Genomic DNA, 18,519 nt, shown 5'->3' on the forward strand with positions numbered 1-18,519 from the left:
CTTTTACTTCATCGGGTGGCCGCGACGCCTTCCAGGCCGCGGTTTCTTCCTCAATACGTGCTTCACCTGCACGCGGGCGACACGCCCGGCTACGCCGGCCAACACCCGCCAAAGCCTTGTCCAGCAAGGCTTCTGCTGCCATCGGCCGGCGTCCTGGCACAACCCGTGTCGCATTTCCACATGTGCCTGTCGCAATTCGTCGGCTAGGCGTACTTTTTTCTGGCAACTATGTATGCACAGCGCGGACGCACGTCCGCCACGCTAGGAGAGTATTCGATGAATTCCCCCAAGGTCGTGGTCGAAGGGCTGTGCAAGGTATTCGGCACCAACCCGAAACAGGCGATCGGCATGCTGGCAGGCGGCGCAACGAAAGAGGAAGTGTTCGCGCGCACCGGTCAGATCGTCGGCGTCCATAACGTTTCCTTCGAAGTCAAGGAAGGCGAGATCTTCGTGCTGATGGGCCTGTCGGGCTCTGGCAAGTCGACGTTGATCCGCCTGATCAATCGCCTCGTCGAGCCGACGGCCGGCAAGGTGCTGATCGACGGCCGCGATGTGGCCAGCGTGCCGCGCCCGGAATTGACGGCGCTGCGCCGCAAGGACATGAGCATGGTGTTCCAGTCGTTCGCGCTGATGCCGCAACGCAGCGTGCTGTCGAACGCGGCGTTCGGGCTCGAAGTGGCGGGCGTCGGCAAGAAGGAGCGCGAGCGGCGCGCGATGACCGTGCTGGAGCAGGTCGGCCTCGCGCCGTTCGCCGAAAAGCTGCCGGCGCAGTTGTCGGGCGGCATGCAGCAGCGCGTCGGGCTCGCGCGGGCGCTGGCGGTCAATCCATCGCTGATGATCATGGACGAGGCGTTCTCCGCGCTCGATCCGCTCAAGCGCAAGGAAATGCAAAACGTGCTGCTCGATCTGCAACGCGAGCAGCAGCGCACGATCCTGTTCGTCTCGCACGATCTGGAAGAAGCGATGCGGATCGGCACGCGGATCGCGATCATGGAAGGCGGCAAGGTGGTGCAGATCGGCACGCCGCAGGAAATCATCACGAATCCCGCCGACGACTATGTGCGCGCGTTTTTCGAAGGTATCGACACCAGCCGCTATCTGACGGCCGGCGATCTGATGCAGACCGATGCCGTGCCGCTGATGCACTCGCACACGACGCAGATCGACGCATCGAGCGTCGCGGCGACGCTGAACGGCAGCGCCGACTACGCGTTCGTGCTCGACAGCGAGCGCAAGATCCGCGGCTTCGTATGCCGCGATGTGACGGGCGGCGCGTCGCCGCAGCTCAACGACGTCAAATGCATCCTCCGCACCACGCCGCTCGACGACGTCGTGCAACGCGTGGTGGCGAGCCGCGCGCCGCTGCCGGTCGTCGAGGCGGACGGCTCCTACTGCGGTTCGGTCAACAAGACGAACGTGCTCAATGTCCTGACGCGCCATCGAGGTTCCCATGTCTGAAATCATTCCGCTCGGCACCTGGGTCGACCACGGTGTTCATTACCTGCTCGATCACGACGCGCAAACCTTCGATTCCATCGGCAAGGTCATCGAGAGTTTTGCCGCCTTGATCGAGCATGGCTTGCAGACGGTGCCGATGTGGGCGCTGATGGCATTTTTCGTCGGCATCGGTTTGTGGCGAGTGGGCTGGCGGTTCGCGTTGTTCACGCTGCTTTCGATGCTATTGATCTACGGCACCGGCTTCTGGGATCAGATGGTGATCACGCTCGGCCTCACGTTGTCGTCGACCCTGATCAGCCTGCTGCTCGGCGTGCCGCTCGGCATCTGGACCGCGAAGAGCCGCACCGTCGAGATGGTGGTGCGCCCGGTGCTCGATCTGATGCAGACCATGCCCGCGTTCGTCTACCTGATTCCGGCCGCGATGCTGTTCGGCCTTGGCCGTGTGCCGGGGATTCTCTCCACGGTGATCTTCGCGATGCCGCCCGCGGTGCGCCTCACGTCGCTCGGCATCAAGCACGTGAACCGCGAAATCGTCGAAGCAGGGCAGGCGTTCGGTTGCACGCCGTGGCAATTGCTCTACAAGGTGCAATTTCCGAACGCGCTGCCGTCGATCATGACCGGCGTGAACCAGACGATCATGATGGCGCTCTCGATGGTGATCATCGCGTCAATGGTCGGAGCGGGCGGTCTCGGCAACGACGTGCTGGCGAGTATTCAGCGGCTCGACATCGGGCTCGGTTTCGAAAGCGGTCTCTCGGTGGTGATGCTCGCGATCATTCTGGACCGCATCACGGAGAGCTTTGGCCGGTCGCCGGGCATGGCGCGCGCGCCGCTGCTGTCGGGCCTGCGCAGCGTGATGAAGGTGCGCCGCGCGCCGGCGACGCAGCACGGCTGAGCCGCCCATGAAGCGCGACGCGATCGTCCCTGTCGAAACCCCGGCCGAATCGCCGCTGTCCGGGCTCACGCACTTCGGCTTTCTGACGCTGCCGAATTTTTCGATGATCGCGTTCACGAGCGCGGTCGAAGTGCTTCGCATGGCGAACTACGTGAGCCGCGCGCAACATTACAGGTGGTCGGTGATCACGCCGAATGGCGAACCGGCGCGCGCCAGCAACGGCATTACCGTGAAGCCCACCGCGACGCTCGCCGAAGCCGGCATGCCGGATGTGCTGTTCGTCTGCGCTGGCTGGCACGTCAGCGATTACGTCGACGCTACAGTGATTGCGCTGCTGCAGGATGTCGCGTCCAAAGGCATTCCACTCGGCGGCATCTGCACCGGTCCGTACGCGCTGCTAGCCGCGAATCTGCTCGACGGTTATCGCTGTACGGTGCATTGGGAAGACATGTCGCCGCTGCACAAGCGCTACCCGCACGTGCGTTTTGCCGACGAACTGTTCGTGATCGACCGCGACCGGTTGACCTGTACCGGCGGCACCGCGCCGCTCGATCTGATGCTCAACCTGGTCGGCATGCGCCTCGGCCGCGCGCTTGCGGCGCAAGTGTCGGAACAATTCGTCGTCGAGCGGATTCGCGGCTCGACCGATTATCAGCACATTCCCGTCGATGCACGGGTCGGCTTCACGCGCGGGGAGCTGGTCGAAGTGGTGCGGCTGATGGAAGCGAATATCGAAGAGCCGTTATCGCTCGATGAACTCGCGCGGCTCGTCAATCTGTCGCAACGGCATTTGCAGCGCATGTTCAAGATGTTCCTGAACGTGTCGCCGACGCACTATTACCTGACTCTGCGTTTGCGTCTCGCGCGTGAACTGCTGCGCAATACCGACGCGTCGATTGCGCGCGTGACGTCGGTGTGCGGTTTTCATTCGCCGTGTCATTTCAGCAAGGCTTATCGCGCGCAGTTCGGCCACGCTCCGAGCGTCGAACGGCGCTTATCGGCGTAAAGAAACGCGTAGCAAATTCGCGTAATAAAACCAGTCCAGCATCAATCACTCAGAGGGAGCGCCATGAAACGTTTATGGGCCGCGTCGTTGTGCGCGCTGTCGATATCGTCTGTTTTCGCAGCAGAACCCGCCACCTGCCGGGACGTCCGGTTTGCCGACGTCGGCTGGACCGATATCGCGGCCACCACCGGCCTCGCGTCGATCGTACTGGAAGGGCTCGGCTACAAGCCGACCAAGACGATCGCCTCGGTGCCGATCACCTTTGCGGGCGTGAAGAGCAAACAGATCGACGTGTTCCTCGGCTACTGGTCGCCGACCATGGACCCGATGATCGACCCGTTCAGAAAATCCGGCCAGCTTACCGTGCTGCCCACGCCGAATCTGACCGGCGCGAAATACACGCTGGCCGTGCCGGACTATGCGTACCAGGCGGGCATCAAATCATTTGCCGACATCGCGAAGAACTATGACAGGCTCGACGGGAAGATCTACGGCATCGAGCCGGGCAACGACGGCAATGCGCTGATCAAGAAGATGATCGACACCAACCAGTACGGCCTCGGCAAGTTCAAACTGGTGGAATCGAGCGAGGCGGGCATGCTGGTCGAAGTGAATCGCGCGGTGCGCGACAAGAAGCCGATTGTGTTCCTCGGCTGGGAACCGCATCCGATGAACGTGCAGATGAAGATCGATTATCTGTCCGGCGGCGACGATGTGTTCGGCGCGAACTATGGCGAAGCGAAGGTGCTGACGGTCACGCCGAGCGACTACTCGGCGCGCTGCCCGAACGTCGCGAAGCTGGTGTCGAACCTGCAGTTCACGACCGATATCGAGAACCACGTGATGCTGCCGATCATGAACAAGACCGATCCGAACAAGGCCGCGCGCGCATGGCTGAAGGCGAACCCGGCGGTGCTGGACAAGTGGCTCGCAGGTGTGAAGACCATCGACGGCAACGACGGCTTGCCGGCGGTCAAAGCGTACGTGGCAGGGAAGTGATGGTTTGACCCTCGCGCCGCTCGATCGGATCGAGCGGCGCAAACCGCGTGAAAGCCGGGTTCAGATCGCCTGAGCCCGGCCCGGAAAGGTTTCGTCATACCCGGCGCCGTCTTCCGCTTCGGCCGCTGTGCCGCGTTGCTCGCGGTACATCATCGGCGGCAGGCCGAATTGCTTGCGGAATTCGCGGCCCAGATGCGATGCGTCGGAAAAGCCGCAACTCGACGCGATGTCCGCCACCGTTTTATCCGAGCTTGTCAGCAGCCACGCGGCCGTCCGCAAACGTACCTGCTTCGCGTAAGCCTGCGGCGCCTTGCCGGTTTGCGCCTTGAAGAGCCGCTCGAGTTGACGCGCAGAGAGATCCAGCCTGCGCGCCAGTTCATCGAGCGACAGCGAACGGCCCACGTGCTGTTCCATCAGCAGAATCGCCCGCTTCACCTTCGGATGCGCGGCGGGCGCGAGACCAGGTGGATGCGGCTGCGGCGCGTTGCCTTTCTGCATGTCGTCGACCAGCAGAATGCGCAGCGCCTTTTGCACCGTGGCGGTTTCGAAGTGGCGTAGCAGAATCGCGGCGGCGACGTCGATCGACGCGCGTCCGCCGGAACACGTAATGCGCCGGCGGTCGATCACGAACAACCGGTCCGCGACCAGCGCTTCTTCATTCACCGACGGAAAGCGCTCGATGAAGTCCCAGTAATGAAACCAGCTCACGCAAATGCGGTGGCCGTCCAGCACGCCCGCGCGCATCAGTGAAAACACACCCGTGCACATGCCGACCAGCGTCGCTTCGGTAGCGGCGGCGCGGCGGATGAACGCGAGCGTCGCGTCGCTGGCCGCCGGTCCCGAATGCAGCAGGCCGCCGACCACGACGACATAGTCGAACGGCTCCGCGTGATCGAAGGTTTCCCACGGCGTGATCTGGATGCCGCAACTCGCGCGCACCGGCGCAAGGGTTTCCCCTATCACGCTCCACGAACAGCGTACGGGCTTGCTGAAATCGCCTTCGTCCGCCGACAGGCGTAACAGGTCGACGAAACCCGAGAACGCTGTCAGCGTGAAGTTTGGCAGCAGAACGATGCCGAAGCGGATGCGCTGCTTCGACGTGCCGTCGATGAATCGAAGGGGATGCGGTTCAGCGGAATTCATGCACACAGCCGGCAAGGAAAGGGGTGAATCAAGCATAGCACTCGTAGTCGGCGTGGAATCTGGCCACGGAATCTGGCCGTGCGATCCGGCTGCGGAAGCACACTGTGCAATGCGCCATGGCAATCGTGCCCCAGCATCGCCAGTAGCGTTCCACGCGCCTGTCGCAAATGCGTCAGAAGTCTTCGTAAATCCGCCGCCGCGCTTTGCGGACGCGCAGTTTGACGCCACTATCCCACCGTGATGCCGTTTTTATTCTATCGGTCCAGATTGACGTTTGGTGCAATGGGGGCAAGTACAGGTCATACCGGGCAAAGCCCGCCAACCCCAGCATCGCAACGCATAAGGCACGTCATGAACGTTAGCGTCTTCGATCTGTTCAAGATCGGTATCGGTCCTTCGAGCTCGCACACCGTCGGGCCAATGGTCGCCGCCTGCCGCTTCGCCTCGCATATCGAAGACGCCAACCTGCTCGGCTTCGTGCGCCGCGTGAAGGTCGAACTGTACGGCTCACTCGGCGCGACCGGCAAGGGGCACGGCACGGATAAGGCGGTGCTGCTTGGCCTCGAAGGCAATCTGCCCGATCTGATCGATCCGGACGTTATCCAGCCGCGCCTGCAGGCGATCCGCGAAACGAAGCAGCTCGTGCTGCTCGGCAAGCATGCGGTCCGATTCGACGAGCGCGAACACCTCGGTTTCTTCCGCAAGCTGATGCCGGGCGCGCCGGGCTCGAACATCGTGCATCCGAACGGCATGCGCTTTCAGGCTTTCGACGAAAACGGCCAGCTGCTGGTGGAGAAGGAGTATTACTCGATCGGCGGCGGCTTCGTCATCAATCGCGAAGGCGATCGCGTGAATGGCCTGCGCGCCGGCGCCGGCGCCGGCGCACCGTACCCGTTTCGCACCGGCGACGATCTGATGCGCGTGTGCCGCGAAACCGGCCTGTCGATCGCGCAGGTGACGCTGCGCAACGAATGCGCATCGCGTACCGAACAGGAAGTGCGCGAAGGGCTGCTGGCGATCTGGCGCACGATGTCCGCCTGCGTCGAACGCGGCTGCGAGGCGCGAGGTGAATTACCCGGCCCGATGCACGTAAAGCGCCGCGCCGCTGATCTGTGCGAGCAATTGCGCTCGCGCTCGGAAGAGTCGTTGCGCGATCCGCTGTCGATGCTCGACTGGGTCAACCTCTACGCCATGGCCGTCAATGAAGAGAACGCCGCGGGCGGGCGCGTCGTCACGGCGCCCACGAACGGCGCGGCTGGCGTGATTCCCGCCGTGCTGCACTACTACGTCAAGTTCATGCACGCGTCGAACGACGCCGGCATCGTCACCTTCCTGCTGACCGCCGCCGCGATCGGCATCATCTACAAGGAAACCGCGTCGATCTCGGGCGCCGAAGTGGGTTGCCAGGGCGAAGTGGGCGTTGCGTGCTCGATGGCCGCCGCGGCGCTCGCGGCCGTGATGGGCGGCACGCCGGCGCAAGTGGAGAACGCCGCCGAAATCGGCATGGAGCATAACCTCGGCATGACCTGCGACCCGGTCGGCGGACTCGTGCAGATTCCCTGCATCGAACGCAATGCGATGGGCGCGATCAAGGCGCTGAACGCTGCGCGCATGGCGATGAAGGGCGACGGCCAGCACTACGTGTCGCTCGACAACGTGATCAAGACGATGCGCGAAACTGGCGCAGACATGAAGACGAAATACAAGGAGACGTCGCGCGGCGGGCTGGCCGTGAACGTCATCGAGTGCTGAACGACTTACGAAGCAAAAGTACTGACAAGGACCGACGATGAGCCGCTATTCGATATTCAGCCTGTTGCGCAACGGGATGTCGTATCACGAGAACTGGGAGCGACAGTGGAAGAGCCCCGAGCCGAAACGTGAATACGATGTCGTGATCGTCGGCGGCGGCGGGCATGGACTCGCCACCGCGTATTACCTCGCGAAAGAGCACGGCGTGCGCAATATCGCCGTGCTGGAGAAAGGATGGATCGGCGGCGGCAACACGGCGCGCAACACGACCATCGTGCGTTCGAATTATCTGTGGGACGAATCGGCCGCATTGTACGAGAAGGCGATGAAGCTGTGGGAAGGTCTTTCGCAAGATCTCAACTACAACGTGATGTTCAGTCAGCGCGGCGTGATGAATCTCGCGCACACGTTGCAGGACGTGCGCGATACCGAACGGCGCGTGAATGCGAACCGGCTGAACGGCGTCGATGCCGAATTTCTCACGCCCGGGCAGATCAAGGAAATCGAGCCGACCATCAACCTGAATAGCCGCTATCCGGTGCTCGGCGCGTCGATCCAGCGGCGCGGCGGCGTGGCGCGGCACGATGCGGTGGCATGGGGCTTTGCGCGCGGCGCGGACCAGGCCGGCGTCGATATCGTGCAGAACTGCCAGGTCGTCGGCATTCGCCGCGACGGCAGCCAGGTGACCGGCGTGGACACCACGAAGGGTTTCATCAAGGCGAAGAAGGTCGCGATTGTCGCGGCGGGCAACACATCGACGCTCGCCGACATGGCCGGCGTGCGGTTGCCACTCGAAAGCCATCCGTTGCAGGCGTTGGTGTCTGAGCCGATCAAGCCGGTCGTCAACACGGTGGTGATGTCGAATGCAGTGCACGCGTATATCAGCCAGTCGGACAAGGGCGATCTGGTGATCGGCGCGGGCGTCGATCAATACACCGGCTTCGGGCAGCGCGGCAGTTTTCAGATCATCGAAGGCACGCTGGAGGCGATCGTCGAGATGTTCCCGGTGTTCTCGCGCGTGCGGATGAACCGGCAGTGGGGCGGCATCGTCGACGTGTCGCCGGATGCGTGCCCGATCATCGGCAAGACCGACGTGAAGGGGCTCTATTTCAATTGCGGCTGGGGCACAGGCGGTTTCAAGGCGACGCCGGGTTCGGGTTGGGCCTACGCGCATACGATCGCAAAGGATGAACCGCATCCCCTGAACGCGCCGTTCTCGCTGGATCGTTTCTACACCGGCCACCTGATCGACGAGCACGGCGCAGCCGCCGTCGCTCACTGACATTCACGCACCGCAACGCGTTGCATGGGACCAGAAGTGCTTTGCATGGGACCAGAGTAAGAGCTTTGCATGGGATCAGAGTAGCGCGCTAAAGCGCGGACTCTGATCGACAGCTAAAGCGCCAACTCTGGTCGACCGCAACAAGTTGCATGGGACCAGAGTAAGGCGCTAAAGCGCCAACTCTGGTCGACAAAGGAGAACACAGATGCTGCTGATCGAATGCCCGTGGTGTGGACCACGCGCCGAAACCGAATTTTCCTGCGGCGGCGAAGCGGATATCGCGCGTCCGCTCGACACCGAAAAGCTCACCGACAAGGAATGGGGCGACTACCTCTTCATGCGCAAGAATCCGCGCGGCGTGCATCGCGAGCAATGGCTGCACACGCAGGGGTGCCGCCGCTGGTTCAAGGCGCAGCGCGACACGGTGAGCTACGAGATTCAGGGCTACGAGACGTTTGAGCGTCCGCTGCTCGCGATGGATAGCAATGAGGGCAAGACAGCATGAGCCAGAAAGACCGACTGCCCAGCGGCGGGCGCATCAACCGCGCGATCGTGCTGAACTTCACGTTCAACGGCCGCAAGTATCAGGGTTATCAGGGCGACACGCTGGCTTCCGCGCTGCTCGCGAACGGCGTGCACTTCGTCGCACGCAGCTGGAAATATCACCGGCCGCGCGGCATCGTCACGGCGGGCGTGGAAGAGCCGAATGCGGTCGTGCAACTCGAAACCGGCGCCTACACCGTGCCGAATGCGCGTGCGACCGAAGTCGAGTTGTATCAGGGGCTCGTTGCGACCAGCGTGAACGCGAAGCCGAACATCGAGAAAGACCGCATGGCGGTCAATCAGAAGATCGCACGGTTCATTCCGGCGGGCTTCTACTACAAGACGTTCATGTGGCCGCGCAAGTTCTGGCCGAAGTATGAGGAAATGATCCGCGACGCGGCCGGTCTCGGCACGGCGCCCGAAGAGAAGGACGCGGACCGCTACGACAAGTGCTTTGCGCATTGCGACGTGCTGGTGATCGGCGCCGGCCCGACCGGCCTGGCAGCGGCGCACGCGGCGGCGCTCTCCGGAGCGCGCGTGACGCTGGTCGACGATCAGCCGGAACCTGGCGGCTCGCTGCTGTCGTGCCGCGCGGAGATCGACGGCAAATCCGCGCTGCAATGGGTGCACAAGATCGAGGACGCGTTGCGGCAGATGCCGGATGTGAAGATTTTGTGCCGCAGCACGGCATTCGGCTATCAGGACCACAACCTCGTGACAGTTACGCAGCGGCTCACCGAGCATCTGCCGGTGTCGCAACGCAAGGGCACGCGCGAGTTGATGTGGAAGATCCGCGCGAAACGCGTGATTCTCGCCACCGGTGCGCATGAACGGCCGATCGTGTTCGGCAACAACGATCTGCCGGGCGTGATGCTGGCCTCGGCGGTGTCGACGTATCTGCATCGCTATGCAGTGCTGCCGGGTCGCAATGCGGTCGTGTTTACGAACAACGACGATGGCTATCAATGTGCGCTGGACCTCAAGGCGGCCGGTGCACAGGTGACGGTGGTCGATCCGCGCGCGGCGGAGTCGAAGGGCACGCTGCCGGTGCTGGCGCGGCGCTATGGCGTCAAGGTCATGAGCGGCGTGGTCGTCACGGCGGCGCACGGCACGCTGCGCGTGGCGTCGGTCGAGCTGGCGTCGTATTCGAATGGACAGCCCGGTGCGAAGCAGGGTGATCTCCCGTGCGATCTGCTCGCGATGTCCGGCGGCTGGAGCCCGGTGCTGCATCTGTTCGCGCAGTCGGGCGGCAAGGCGCACTGGCATGACGACAAGGCCTGTTTCGTGCCGGGCAAGGCGATGCAGGCGGAAACCAGCGTCGGCGCGTGCGCGGGCGACTTCACGCTCGGTCAAGGCATTCGCTTTGCCGTCGATGCCGGCGTCGAGGCGGCGCGCGCTGCCGGGCATATCGCCGCGCCGCCGGATCCGGTGCAGGTTGCCGACATTGCCGAGGCGAAGATGCAGCCGCTGTGGCTGGTCGGTGGCCGCGAACTCGCCGCGCGAGGACCGAAGCAATTCGTCGACTTCCAGAACGACGTGTCAGCGGCGGACATTTTCCTCGCCGCGCGCGAAGGCTTCGAATCGGTCGAGCACGTGAAGCGCTACACGGCAATGGGCTTCGGCACCGATCAAGGCAAGCTTGGCAACATCAACGGCATGGCGATCCTCGCGCAGGCGCTCGGCAAGACGATTCCGGAAACCGGCACGACCACCTTCCGCCCGAACTACACACCGGTCACGTTCGGCACGTTTGCCGGCCGCGAGCTTGGCGAGTTTCTCGATCCGGTGCGCAAGACGGCGGTGCACGAATGGCACGTCGAAAACGGCGCGGCGTTCGAGGATGTCGGCAACTGGAAGCGTCCGTGGTACTACCCGAAGCCGGGCGAGGACATGCACGCGGCGGTCGCGCGCGAATCGCTCGCGGTGCGCACGAGCGTCGGTATTCTCGACGCCTCCACGCTCGGCAAGATCGACATTCAGGGCCCCGATTCGGCGAAGCTGCTGAACTGGGTCTATACGAATCCCTGGAGCAAGCTCGAGGTCGGCAAGTGCCGCTACGGTCTGATGCTCGACGAAAACGGCATGATCTTCGACGACGGTGTCACGGTGCGCCTCGCCGACCAGCACTACATGATGACGACCACCACCGGTGGCGCGGCGCGCGTGCTGACCTGGCTCGAACGCTGGCTGCAAACCGAATGGCCGGACATGCGCGTGCGGCTCGCGTCCGTCACGGATCACTGGGCGACGTTCGCGGTGGTCGGTCCGAACAGCCGCAAGGTGTTGCAGAAGGTCTGCCACGACATCGACTTCGCGAACTCGGCGTTCCCATTCATGAGCTATCGCGAAGGCACGGTGGCCGGTGCGGCCTCGCGCGTGATGCGAATCAGCTTCTCGGGTGAACTCGCCTATGAAGTGAACGTGCCCGCAAACGTCGGACGCGCGGTGTGGGAAGCGCTGATGGCCGCTGGCGCGGAGTTCGACATCACGCCGTACGGCACCGAAACCATGCACGTGCTACGCGCTGAGAAGGGCTACATCATCGTCGGTCAGGATACGGACGGCTCGATGACGCCGTACGATCTCGGCATGGGCGGACTCGTCGCGAAGTCGAAAGACTTTCTCGGCAAGCGCTCGTTGACACGGAGCGACACCGCGAAGGCAGGGCGCAAGCAACTGGTCGGGCTGCTGCCGGACGATCCGTCGTTCGTGATCCCCGAAGGCTCGCAGATCGTCGCCGGTCCCTTCCAGGGCGACACTGCGCCGATGCTCGGTCATGTCACGTCGAGCTATTACAGCCCGATCCTGAAGCGCTCGATTGCGATGGCGGTGGTGAAGGGCGGACTCGACAAGATCGGCGAAACCGTCACGATTCCGCTCGCGGGCGGCAAGCAGATTGCGGCCAGAATCACCAGTTCGGTGTTCTACGACAGCGAAGGAGCACGTCAACATGTGGAATGAAACAACAGGGACGCCGTCGATGGTCGATCGCGCTGTCGGCAGGCAAACCGGTGTGTGGCAGGAGTCTCCGCTAGTCGGTGCGGACGCGTTGCTGAAGAAGCATCAGGCAACAGCATCGTCCGCGTTTCGCTTGAGCGAGCGGCCGTTTCTGGAACTGGTGAACGTGCGGGGCGATACGCGCGACGCGGCGTTCATGCGTGCAGTGGAAAGCGTGCTGGGCTGCCGTCCGCCGGAAAAGCCCAACACGACGGCGCAAGGCAACGGTTACGACATGATGTGGCTGGGCCCCGACGAGTGGCTGGTACGCTCGGCCACGGCGCACGACGCCACGCGTACCGCGCCGCTGCAGGCGAAACTCGGCGCCGCGTTTGCGGGCGTGTTCGCGTCGGCAGTGGATATCGGCAGCGGCTATACCGTGCTCGACATCAGCGGCACGCGCACGCGTGAAGTGCTGGCGCGCGGCTGCCCGCTCGATCTGCATCCGCAGTTGTTCGCCGCCGGACAGTGCGCGCAAAGCCACTATTTCAAGGCTTCGATCACGCTGTTGCCCACCGGTTCGGATAGCTTCGACATCGTTGTGCGCCGCAGCTTCGCGGACTATTTCGTGAAAATCATGCTCGACGCGGCCGAGCCGCTGATGTCGTGACGCGCCGCGAGCGGTGCCACGCCGCATCGCTCGCTTCGCACTTTTCCTGCTTGTGACCGACATGACGTCGACACGTCTGACCACCGCGCGCCTCACCGAGCGCGCGTGCCATCAAGGCGATGCGCACGCCGCGCTCGCGTTACTCGATCAGAGCATCGTGTTGCGGCACCGGCGGATCGCGCTAATCCGTTATCTGCTCGCGCAGCAACTCGGCGCCGAACTGCAGCCGCGACATCACGACTACGTGCAGAAGATCGCCGCACGGCTGAGCGCGGAGGCGCTTGCGCGCATTGCCGGCGCCGCGCGCGCACGGCTGCGACCGTAAAGCTCGCTTTTGCGCCTGCGCGGCTGCGCCTCGATCAAGAGCGAATTCCATCTGTCGGGCGCGACGGCCAGGCGGGCTATGCGGTAACGAAGCCGGTGCTGACACGGTGCTGATTTCTCCCGGCGGCATGCCTGGTTCCTGTGTGCGGCATGGCGGGTCGAGCGCTGGGGACGCAAGCCGACCTGCATCGCGTCGCTCGCCGGTTGCAAACGCGCGCTACGAGACTTGAGCCGCCGCAACTTTCCGCTTCCTCGACGGCATCCCACCCGCAACGAAGTAAGGCGTCTCGACCCGCGCCAACGCTTCCCGTCCACGGATCCGGTCCGCGATCTTCTCCGCCAGCATGATGGTGGGCGCGTTCAGATTGCCAGTGGTGATCTGCGGCATGATCGACGCATCGACGACGCGCAGGCCCTCCATGCCATGCACGCGACCTTCGTTGTCGACCACAGCCATCTCGTCATAGCCCATCTTGCATGAACACGACGGATGAAACGCGGTCTCCGCGCGCATGCGGATGAACGCGTCGAGTTGCTCGTCGGTTGTCAGCTCCGCGCCCGGATTCAGTTCGCGGCCGCGATAACGGTCGAGCGCGGGCTGGCGCATGATCTCGCGCGTGATGCGGATGCCGTCGCGGAATTCGCGCCAGTCGAGCGGGTCGGCCATGTAGTTGAACAGGATGCCCGGATGCGCGGTCGGGTCGCGCGATTTCAGTTTCACGCGACCGCGGCTCGGCGAGCGCATCGAGCCGACGTGCGCCTGGAAGCCGTGCATCCTGATTGCGTTCGAGCCGTTGTAATTGATCGCGACCGGCAGAAAATGGTATTGAATGTTGGGCCACAGATCGTCGTCGCGCGTGCGGATGAAGCCGCCCGCCTCGAACTGATTGCTCGCGCCGATACCGGTGCCTTTCGTCATCCACTCGAGTCCGATCGCCGGCTGATTCCACCACTGCAAAGCGGGGTACAGCGACACCGGCTCCGTGCACGCGTACTGGATATACATCTCCAGATGGTCTTGCAGGTTTTCGCCGACACCGGGCAGATCGTGCACCACCGGTATACCCAGTTCGCGCAGCCACGTCGGGCAGCCCACGCCCGAGCGTTGCAGCAGTTGCGGCGAAGCAATCGCGCCGCTGCACACCAGCACTTCACGGCGCGCCTGCGCGGTGACTTGCGCGCCCTGATGAAGATAGGCAACGCCAACCGCACGCTTGCCCGAGAACAGCACGCGGTCGCTCAGCGCATGCGTGACGATGGTCAGATTCGGACGCGTCTTCGCACGATCCAGATAGCCACGCGCGGTGCTCGCGCGCCGCCCGTTGGCGGTGACCGTGCGATCCATCGGGCCGAAGCCTTCCTGCTGATAACCGTTCAGATCGTCGGTGCGCGGAAAGCCCGCCTGCACGCCTGCGTCGACCATCGCGGCGAACAGCGGGTTGTTGCCGGGCTTGCTGGTGGTCACGTGCACGGGGCCGTCGCCGCCGTGATACGCGTTCGCGCCGACGTCGCGCGTTTCGGCCTTGCGGAAGTAGGGCAGACAGTCCAGATAGGTCCAGTTTTCCAGGCCCTGGCGCGTGGCCCAGCCGTCGTAATCGAGCGCATTGCCGCGGATGTAGCACATGCCGTTGATCAGCGACGAACCGCCGAGCCCCTTGCCGCGTCCGCATTCCATCCGGCGATTGTTCATATGCGGCTCGGGGTCGGTCTCGTAGGCCCAGTTGTAGCGTCGCCCTTGCAGCGGCCAGGCGAGCGCCGCGGGCATCTGCGTACGGAAGTCGAAGCGGTAGTCGGGGCCGCCTGCTTCGAGCAGCAGCACGGTCACGTCCACGTCTTCGGTCAGGCGCGACGCGAGCACGTTGCCCGCCGAACCCGCGCCGACGATGATGTAGTCGTATTCTTTGAAGGTCATCGCCGTTGCTCCTGGAAAACGGGTTGGTACGGGCCGAGTTCCACCTGCACGGACTTGATGCGCGTGTAGTGCTGGAGCGTGGTGATGCCGTTCTCGCGGCCGACGCCCGATTGCTTGTAGCCGCCCACCGGCATTTCCGCAGGCGACTCGCCCCACGTGTTGATCCAGCAAATGCCCGCTTCGAGCCGATGAATCACGCGATGGGCGCGCGCCAGGTTTTCGGTCACGACCCCGGCGGCGAGTCCGTAAGCGGTATGGTTTGCGCGCGAGATCGCTTCGTCTTCGTCGTCGAACACGAGAATGCTCATCACCGGGCCGAAAATTTCTTCGCGCACGATGCGCATGTCGTCGCGGCAGTCAGTGAAAACCGTGGGCTCGACGTATTGGCCGTTGCCGAAATGGCCGTTCGTGATGCGTTTGCCGCCCGCGAGCAAACGGGCGCCTTCCTGAACGCCGCTGTCGATATAGCCCAGTACCTTTTGCAATTGCGCGGCGCTGACCAGCGGGCCGAAGTTCGTTTCAGGCGCGCCCGGCGAGCCGACGCGAATGCGCTTCACGCGCTCCAGCAGAAGCGCTTCGAATCGTTGATAGACGCTGCGTTGAACGAACACGCGCGTGCCATGGGTGCACACCTGGCCCGAGCTGAAGAAGTTGGCGCTCATCGCGATGTCGGCGGCGCGTTCGAGACTGGCGTCGTCGAACACCAGCAACGGCGACTTGCCGCCCAGTTCCATCGTCACTTCTTTCAACGACGACGCGCCCGCCGCCGACATCACCTTCTTGCCCGTTTCGACGCCACCGGTGAACGAGATCTTCTCGATGTCGGGATGCGCGGCGAGCAGCGCGCCGACGCGTCCGTCGCCCTGCACGACGTTGAACACGCCCGCCGGTACGCCAGCTTCGGTGTAAATTTCCGCGAGTTTCAGCGCAGACAGCGGCGTGATTTCGCTCGGCTTGAAGATCATCGCGTTGCCGGCCGCGAGCGCGGGCGCCGACTTCCAGCACGCGATCTGGATCGGGTAATTCCATGCGCCGATGCCCGCGCATACGCCGAGCGGTTCGCGCCGCGTATAAACGAACGACGACGGCCGCAGCGGAATCTGCTGGCCTTCGATCGCCGTCGCGAGCCCGGCGTAATACTCGATCACGTCCGCGCCGGTGACGATATCCACCGCCAGCGTCTCGGCGATCGGCTTGCCCGTATCGCGGGTTTCGAGCGCGGCGAGTTCGTCGTTGCGCTCGCGCAGCAGCTCGACGGCGCGGCGCAAGATGCGCGAGCGCTGCATCGCCGTCAATGCCGCCCACTCCCGCTGACCTTCACGCGCCGACTGCACTGCGCGATCGACGTCGGCCGCCGACGCCTGTTGCACTGTGGCAAGCGTTTCGCCGGTGGCGGGGTCGAGCGTGTCGAAGGTTTCGCCGCCTGTCGCGTCGACGTAGGCGCCGCCTATATAAAGACGTTGTGTTGCGAATGCCGGCATGGCGTACTCCCTTCAATGAGAAAAATCTAGTTGCGCACTGCGAGGACCCGGTCGATGTAGTCGTTGGCCACGCGCAGCGCTGCTTTGGTGTCGAACGGTTCGCCCGACAATGCGCCGCGTAGCCACAGTCCGTCGATGAGCGCGGCAAGGCCGCTCGCCGCACGGCGCGCAGCGGCGCGCGGCAGCGCTTTGGAGAAATCCGCGCACAGATTCGAGTTCAGACGGCGCGTGTTCACGTATTGCAGCCGCCGCAGTTGCGGCTTGTGCATGCTTTCGGACCAGAACGCGAGCCAGGTTTTCATCACCGGGCCGCTGGTCTGCCCAGAGTCGAAATTCGCCGCGACCACTGCGCGCAGCTTCGAACGCGGATCGGCTTTCGCCGCCCGGCGACGGCGCGCGGTGGCTTGCCACAGATCGCGCAACACATGACGCATGGTGGCTTCGAGCAGACCGTCCTTGTCGCCGAAATAGTGGCTGACGATGCCGGTGGAAATGCCCGCGCGCTGCGCGACCGAGGCGAGCGTCGCGCCGGCGAGGCCGGTTTGGTCGATCGTCAGCAAGGTCGCGTCGATGAGCTGCGCGCGGCGGATTTCGCGCATTCCAAGTTTGGGCATGATGTGACGAGGCAGGGTCGTGCGGATTCGCCAGACGATGTTATGTTTTTTATATTGAACGGTCAATCAATAAAAACCGGAGTGCATCAGCATGCATGGCGGTTGCGCCGCGCATGTCGGTTCCGGCCAAAACGGTGTCGCGTTCGGGTTATGTCCTTTGTTTCAGCGGGCGTTACGCTCGTTAGACGGCGCCTGACTTCGAATCGGCGCGCCGCTCACAAGACATGGAGACAGGCAAATGAGCAGCAATCGCGGCGTCGTGTATCTCGGGCAGGGCAAGGTGGAAGTGCAGTCGATCGACTATCCGAAGATGGTCGATCCGCGTGGCCGCGCAATCGGCCACGGCGTGATCCTGAAAGTGGTGAGCACGAATATTTGCGGCTCCGACCAGCACATGGTGCGCGGCCGCACCACGGCTGAAGTCGGCCTCGTGCTGGGTCACGAGATTACCGGTGAGGTGATCGAAACAGGCCGCGACGTGGAAACCTTGAAGATCGGCGATCTGGTGTCGGTGCCGTTCAACGTCGCTTGCGGCCGTTGCCCGACCTGCAAGGCTCAGCATACCGGTGTGTGCCTGAACGTGAACCCGTCGCGCGCGGGCGGCGCTTATGGCTACGTGGACATGGGCGGGTGGATCGGCGGCCAGGCCGAGTACGTGATGGTGCCATACGCCGACTTCAATCTGCTCAAGTTCCCCGACTACGCGCAGGCGATGTCGAAGATCCGCGATCTGACCTGCCTGTCCGACATTCTGCCGACCGGCTATCACGGCGCGGTGATGGCCGGCGTGAAGCCCGGCGCGACCGTCTACGTTGCCGGCGCCGGGCCGGTCGGGATGGCGGCGGCGGCTTCGGCGCGCTTGCTGGGCGCGGCCTGCACGATCGTCGGCGATATGAACGAAGCGCGGCTCGCGCATGCGCGCAAGATGGGTTTCCAGACCATCGACCTGTCGAAAGACGCCATGCTCGGCGAGCAGATCGAGCAGATTCTCGGCAAACCCGAAGTGGATTGCGCGGTGGACTGCGTCGGCTTCGAGGCGCACGGCCACGGCAGCAGCGGCCAGCATGAAGAGGCGCCCGCCACGGTGCTGAATTCGCTGATGGAAATCACCCGGGCTGCAGGCGCGATCGGCATTCCGGGGCTCTATGTGACGGACGATCCAGGTTCAGCCGATGCCGCCGCGCGCAAGGGCAGCCTCAGCATCCGCTTCGGGCTCGGCTGGGCCAAGTCGCACTCGTTCCATACGGGGCAGACGCCAGTGATGAAGTACAACCACAATCTGATGCAGGCGATCTTGTGGGACCGTCTTCCGATCGCGGACATCGTGAACGTGACGGTCGTGTCGCTGGACGACGCGCCGGAAGGCTATCGTCAGTTCGATGGCGGCGCACCGAAGAAGTTTGTCCTCGACCCGCACGGTTTGCTGAAAGCGGCTTGACGCAGGGGTTTTTTGCTTTTGACCGGGTTCGGGCTTTCGTCCGAACCTCAAGAACCTGGCGAACC

The 18,519-nt window shown here is 63.7% G+C and carries 15 protein-coding genes; 11 read left to right on the plus strand and 4 right to left on the minus strand.

Annotated elements, in window-relative coordinates; all coding sequences use genetic code 11:
• The first annotated feature begins 276 nt into the window (after positions 1 to 276).
• The 4 genes from P3T16_RS18000 to P3T16_RS18015 all read left to right on the plus strand — a co-directional run bounded on the left by P3T16_RS18000 (position 277) and on the right by P3T16_RS18015 (position 4,358).
• Positions 277 to 1,458 (plus strand): quaternary amine ABC transporter ATP-binding protein, encoded by a 1,182-nt coding sequence (locus tag P3T16_RS18000; protein WP_429343288.1) that lies wholly within the window; start codon positions 277 to 279, stop codon positions 1,456 to 1,458.
• Positions 1,451 to 2,353 carry a choline ABC transporter permease subunit gene (choW, locus tag P3T16_RS18005; RefSeq protein ID WP_429258896.1) on the plus strand — a complete coding sequence of 301 codons (903 nt, stop codon included), beginning with the start codon at positions 1,451 to 1,453 and terminating at the stop codon, positions 2,351 to 2,353. Before P3T16_RS18000 ends, choW begins: the two co-directional genes overlap by 8 nt.
• Positions 2,354 to 2,360: 7 nt before the next feature.
• Positions 2,361 to 3,359 (plus strand): GlxA family transcriptional regulator, encoded by a 999-nt coding sequence (locus P3T16_RS18010; RefSeq protein WP_429343289.1) that lies wholly within the window; start codon positions 2,361 to 2,363, stop codon positions 3,357 to 3,359.
• Between the two features lie 63 nt (positions 3,360 to 3,422).
• Positions 3,423 to 4,358 carry a choline ABC transporter substrate-binding protein gene (locus tag P3T16_RS18015; protein WP_429343290.1) on the plus strand — a complete coding sequence of 312 codons (936 nt, stop codon included), beginning with the start codon at positions 3,423 to 3,425 and terminating at the stop codon, positions 4,356 to 4,358.
• A gap of 60 nt (positions 4,359 to 4,418) precedes the next feature.
• Here the strand turns inward: P3T16_RS18015 and P3T16_RS18020 are convergent, their stop codons facing one another.
• Positions 4,419 to 5,501 carry a GlxA family transcriptional regulator gene (locus tag P3T16_RS18020; RefSeq protein ID WP_429343291.1) on the minus strand — a complete coding sequence of 361 codons (1,083 nt, stop codon included), beginning with the start codon at positions 5,499 to 5,501 and terminating at the stop codon, positions 4,419 to 4,421.
• A 351-nt stretch (positions 5,502 to 5,852) separates the two neighbouring features.
• Here P3T16_RS18020 and P3T16_RS18025 point away from each other — a divergent pair, with 351 nt between their 5' ends.
• The 6 genes from P3T16_RS18025 to P3T16_RS18050 all read left to right on the plus strand — a co-directional run bounded on the left by P3T16_RS18025 (position 5,853) and on the right by P3T16_RS18050 (position 13,010).
• The gene (locus tag P3T16_RS18025; RefSeq protein WP_429343292.1) at positions 5,853 to 7,253 is read left to right on the plus strand and encodes an L-serine ammonia-lyase; all 1,401 of its coding nucleotides are present in this window, start codon (positions 5,853 to 5,855) and stop codon (positions 7,251 to 7,253) included.
• A gap of 37 nt (positions 7,254 to 7,290) precedes the next feature.
• Positions 7,291 to 8,535, plus strand: a complete 1,245-nt coding sequence (locus P3T16_RS18030) for a sarcosine oxidase subunit beta family protein (RefSeq protein WP_429258891.1) — start codon at positions 7,291 to 7,293, stop codon at positions 8,533 to 8,535.
• 205 nt (positions 8,536 to 8,740) lie between these two features.
• Positions 8,741 to 9,040: a sarcosine oxidase subunit delta gene (locus P3T16_RS18035; RefSeq protein ID WP_429258890.1), complete on the plus strand. Its 300-nt coding sequence runs from the start codon at positions 8,741 to 8,743 to the stop codon at positions 9,038 to 9,040.
• Positions 9,037 to 12,039 (plus strand): sarcosine oxidase subunit alpha family protein, encoded by a 3,003-nt coding sequence (locus tag P3T16_RS18040; RefSeq protein WP_429343293.1) that lies wholly within the window; start codon positions 9,037 to 9,039, stop codon positions 12,037 to 12,039. Before P3T16_RS18035 ends, P3T16_RS18040 begins: the two co-directional genes overlap by 4 nt.
• On the plus strand, positions 12,029 to 12,685 hold the full coding sequence (locus tag P3T16_RS18045) for a sarcosine oxidase subunit gamma (protein ID WP_429343294.1): 657 nt from the start codon (positions 12,029 to 12,031) through the stop codon (positions 12,683 to 12,685). The genes P3T16_RS18040 and P3T16_RS18045 overlap by 11 nt, the downstream gene beginning before the upstream one ends.
• A 61-nt stretch (positions 12,686 to 12,746) precedes the next feature.
• Positions 12,747 to 13,010: a hypothetical protein gene (locus tag P3T16_RS18050; protein WP_429258887.1), complete on the plus strand. Its 264-nt coding sequence runs from the start codon at positions 12,747 to 12,749 to the stop codon at positions 13,008 to 13,010.
• A 216-nt stretch (positions 13,011 to 13,226) separates the two neighbouring features.
• Here the strand turns inward: P3T16_RS18050 and betA are convergent, their stop codons facing one another.
• Genes betA through betI form a run of 3 tightly spaced genes read right to left on the minus strand, consistent with a single transcriptional unit; the run spans position 13,227 to position 17,016 of the window.
• On the minus strand, positions 13,227 to 14,921 hold the full coding sequence (gene betA, locus P3T16_RS18055; RefSeq protein WP_429343295.1) for a choline dehydrogenase: 1,695 nt from the start codon (positions 14,919 to 14,921) through the stop codon (positions 13,227 to 13,229).
• The gene (betB, locus tag P3T16_RS18060; RefSeq protein WP_429258885.1) at positions 14,918 to 16,402 is read right to left on the minus strand and encodes a betaine-aldehyde dehydrogenase; all 1,485 of its coding nucleotides are present in this window, start codon (positions 16,400 to 16,402) and stop codon (positions 14,918 to 14,920) included. Before betB ends, betA begins: the two co-directional genes overlap by 4 nt.
• A gap of 26 nt (positions 16,403 to 16,428) precedes the next feature.
• Positions 16,429 to 17,016: a transcriptional regulator BetI gene (betI, locus tag P3T16_RS18065; RefSeq protein ID WP_429343296.1), complete on the minus strand. Its 588-nt coding sequence runs from the start codon at positions 17,014 to 17,016 to the stop codon at positions 16,429 to 16,431.
• A gap of 238 nt (positions 17,017 to 17,254) precedes the next feature.
• Here betI and fdhA point away from each other — a divergent pair, with 238 nt between their 5' ends.
• Complete coding sequence (gene fdhA / locus P3T16_RS18070; protein WP_429343297.1) at positions 17,255 to 18,454, plus strand: formaldehyde dehydrogenase, glutathione-independent; 1,200 nt, start codon at positions 17,255 to 17,257, stop codon at positions 18,452 to 18,454.
• Positions 18,455 to 18,519 lie beyond the last annotated feature (65 nt).

This window comes from Paraburkholderia sp. GAS42, assembly GCF_050436565.1.
Lineage (GTDB): Bacteria > Pseudomonadota > Gammaproteobacteria > Burkholderiales > Burkholderiaceae > Paraburkholderia.

What these genes read in the sequence shown, in the direction of transcription:
- P3T16_RS18045 (WP_429343294.1), top strand. Translation starts at nt 12,029, where the DNA reads ATGTGGAATGAAACAACAGGGACGCCGTCGATGGTCGATCGCGCTGTC.
- fdhA (WP_429343297.1), top strand. Translation starts at nt 17,255, where the DNA reads ATGAGCAGCAATCGCGGCGTCGTGTATCTCGGGCAGGGCAAGGTGGAA.
- P3T16_RS18015 (WP_429343290.1), top strand. Translation starts at nt 3,423, where the DNA reads ATGAAACGTTTATGGGCCGCGTCGTTGTGCGCGCTGTCGATATCGTCT.
- P3T16_RS18035 (WP_429258890.1), top strand. Translation starts at nt 8,741, where the DNA reads ATGCTGCTGATCGAATGCCCGTGGTGTGGACCACGCGCCGAAACCGAA.
- P3T16_RS18025 (WP_429343292.1), top strand. Translation starts at nt 5,853, where the DNA reads ATGAACGTTAGCGTCTTCGATCTGTTCAAGATCGGTATCGGTCCTTCG.
- betI (WP_429343296.1), bottom strand. Translation starts at nt 17,016, where the DNA reads ATGCCCAAACTTGGAATGCGCGAAATCCGCCGCGCGCAGCTCATCGAC.
- P3T16_RS18050 (WP_429258887.1), top strand. Translation starts at nt 12,747, where the DNA reads ATGACGTCGACACGTCTGACCACCGCGCGCCTCACCGAGCGCGCGTGC.
- P3T16_RS18010 (WP_429343289.1), top strand. Translation starts at nt 2,361, where the DNA reads ATGAAGCGCGACGCGATCGTCCCTGTCGAAACCCCGGCCGAATCGCCG.
- P3T16_RS18000 (WP_429343288.1), top strand. Translation starts at nt 277, where the DNA reads ATGAATTCCCCCAAGGTCGTGGTCGAAGGGCTGTGCAAGGTATTCGGC.
- P3T16_RS18030 (WP_429258891.1), top strand. Translation starts at nt 7,291, where the DNA reads ATGAGCCGCTATTCGATATTCAGCCTGTTGCGCAACGGGATGTCGTAT.
- betB (WP_429258885.1), bottom strand. Translation starts at nt 16,402, where the DNA reads ATGCCGGCATTCGCAACACAACGTCTTTATATAGGCGGCGCCTACGTC.
- choW (WP_429258896.1), top strand. Translation starts at nt 1,451, where the DNA reads ATGTCTGAAATCATTCCGCTCGGCACCTGGGTCGACCACGGTGTTCAT.
- betA (WP_429343295.1), bottom strand. Translation starts at nt 14,921, where the DNA reads ATGACCTTCAAAGAATACGACTACATCATCGTCGGCGCGGGTTCGGCG.
- P3T16_RS18020 (WP_429343291.1), bottom strand. Translation starts at nt 5,501, where the DNA reads ATGAATTCCGCTGAACCGCATCCCCTTCGATTCATCGACGGCACGTCG.
- P3T16_RS18040 (WP_429343293.1), top strand. Translation starts at nt 9,037, where the DNA reads ATGAGCCAGAAAGACCGACTGCCCAGCGGCGGGCGCATCAACCGCGCG.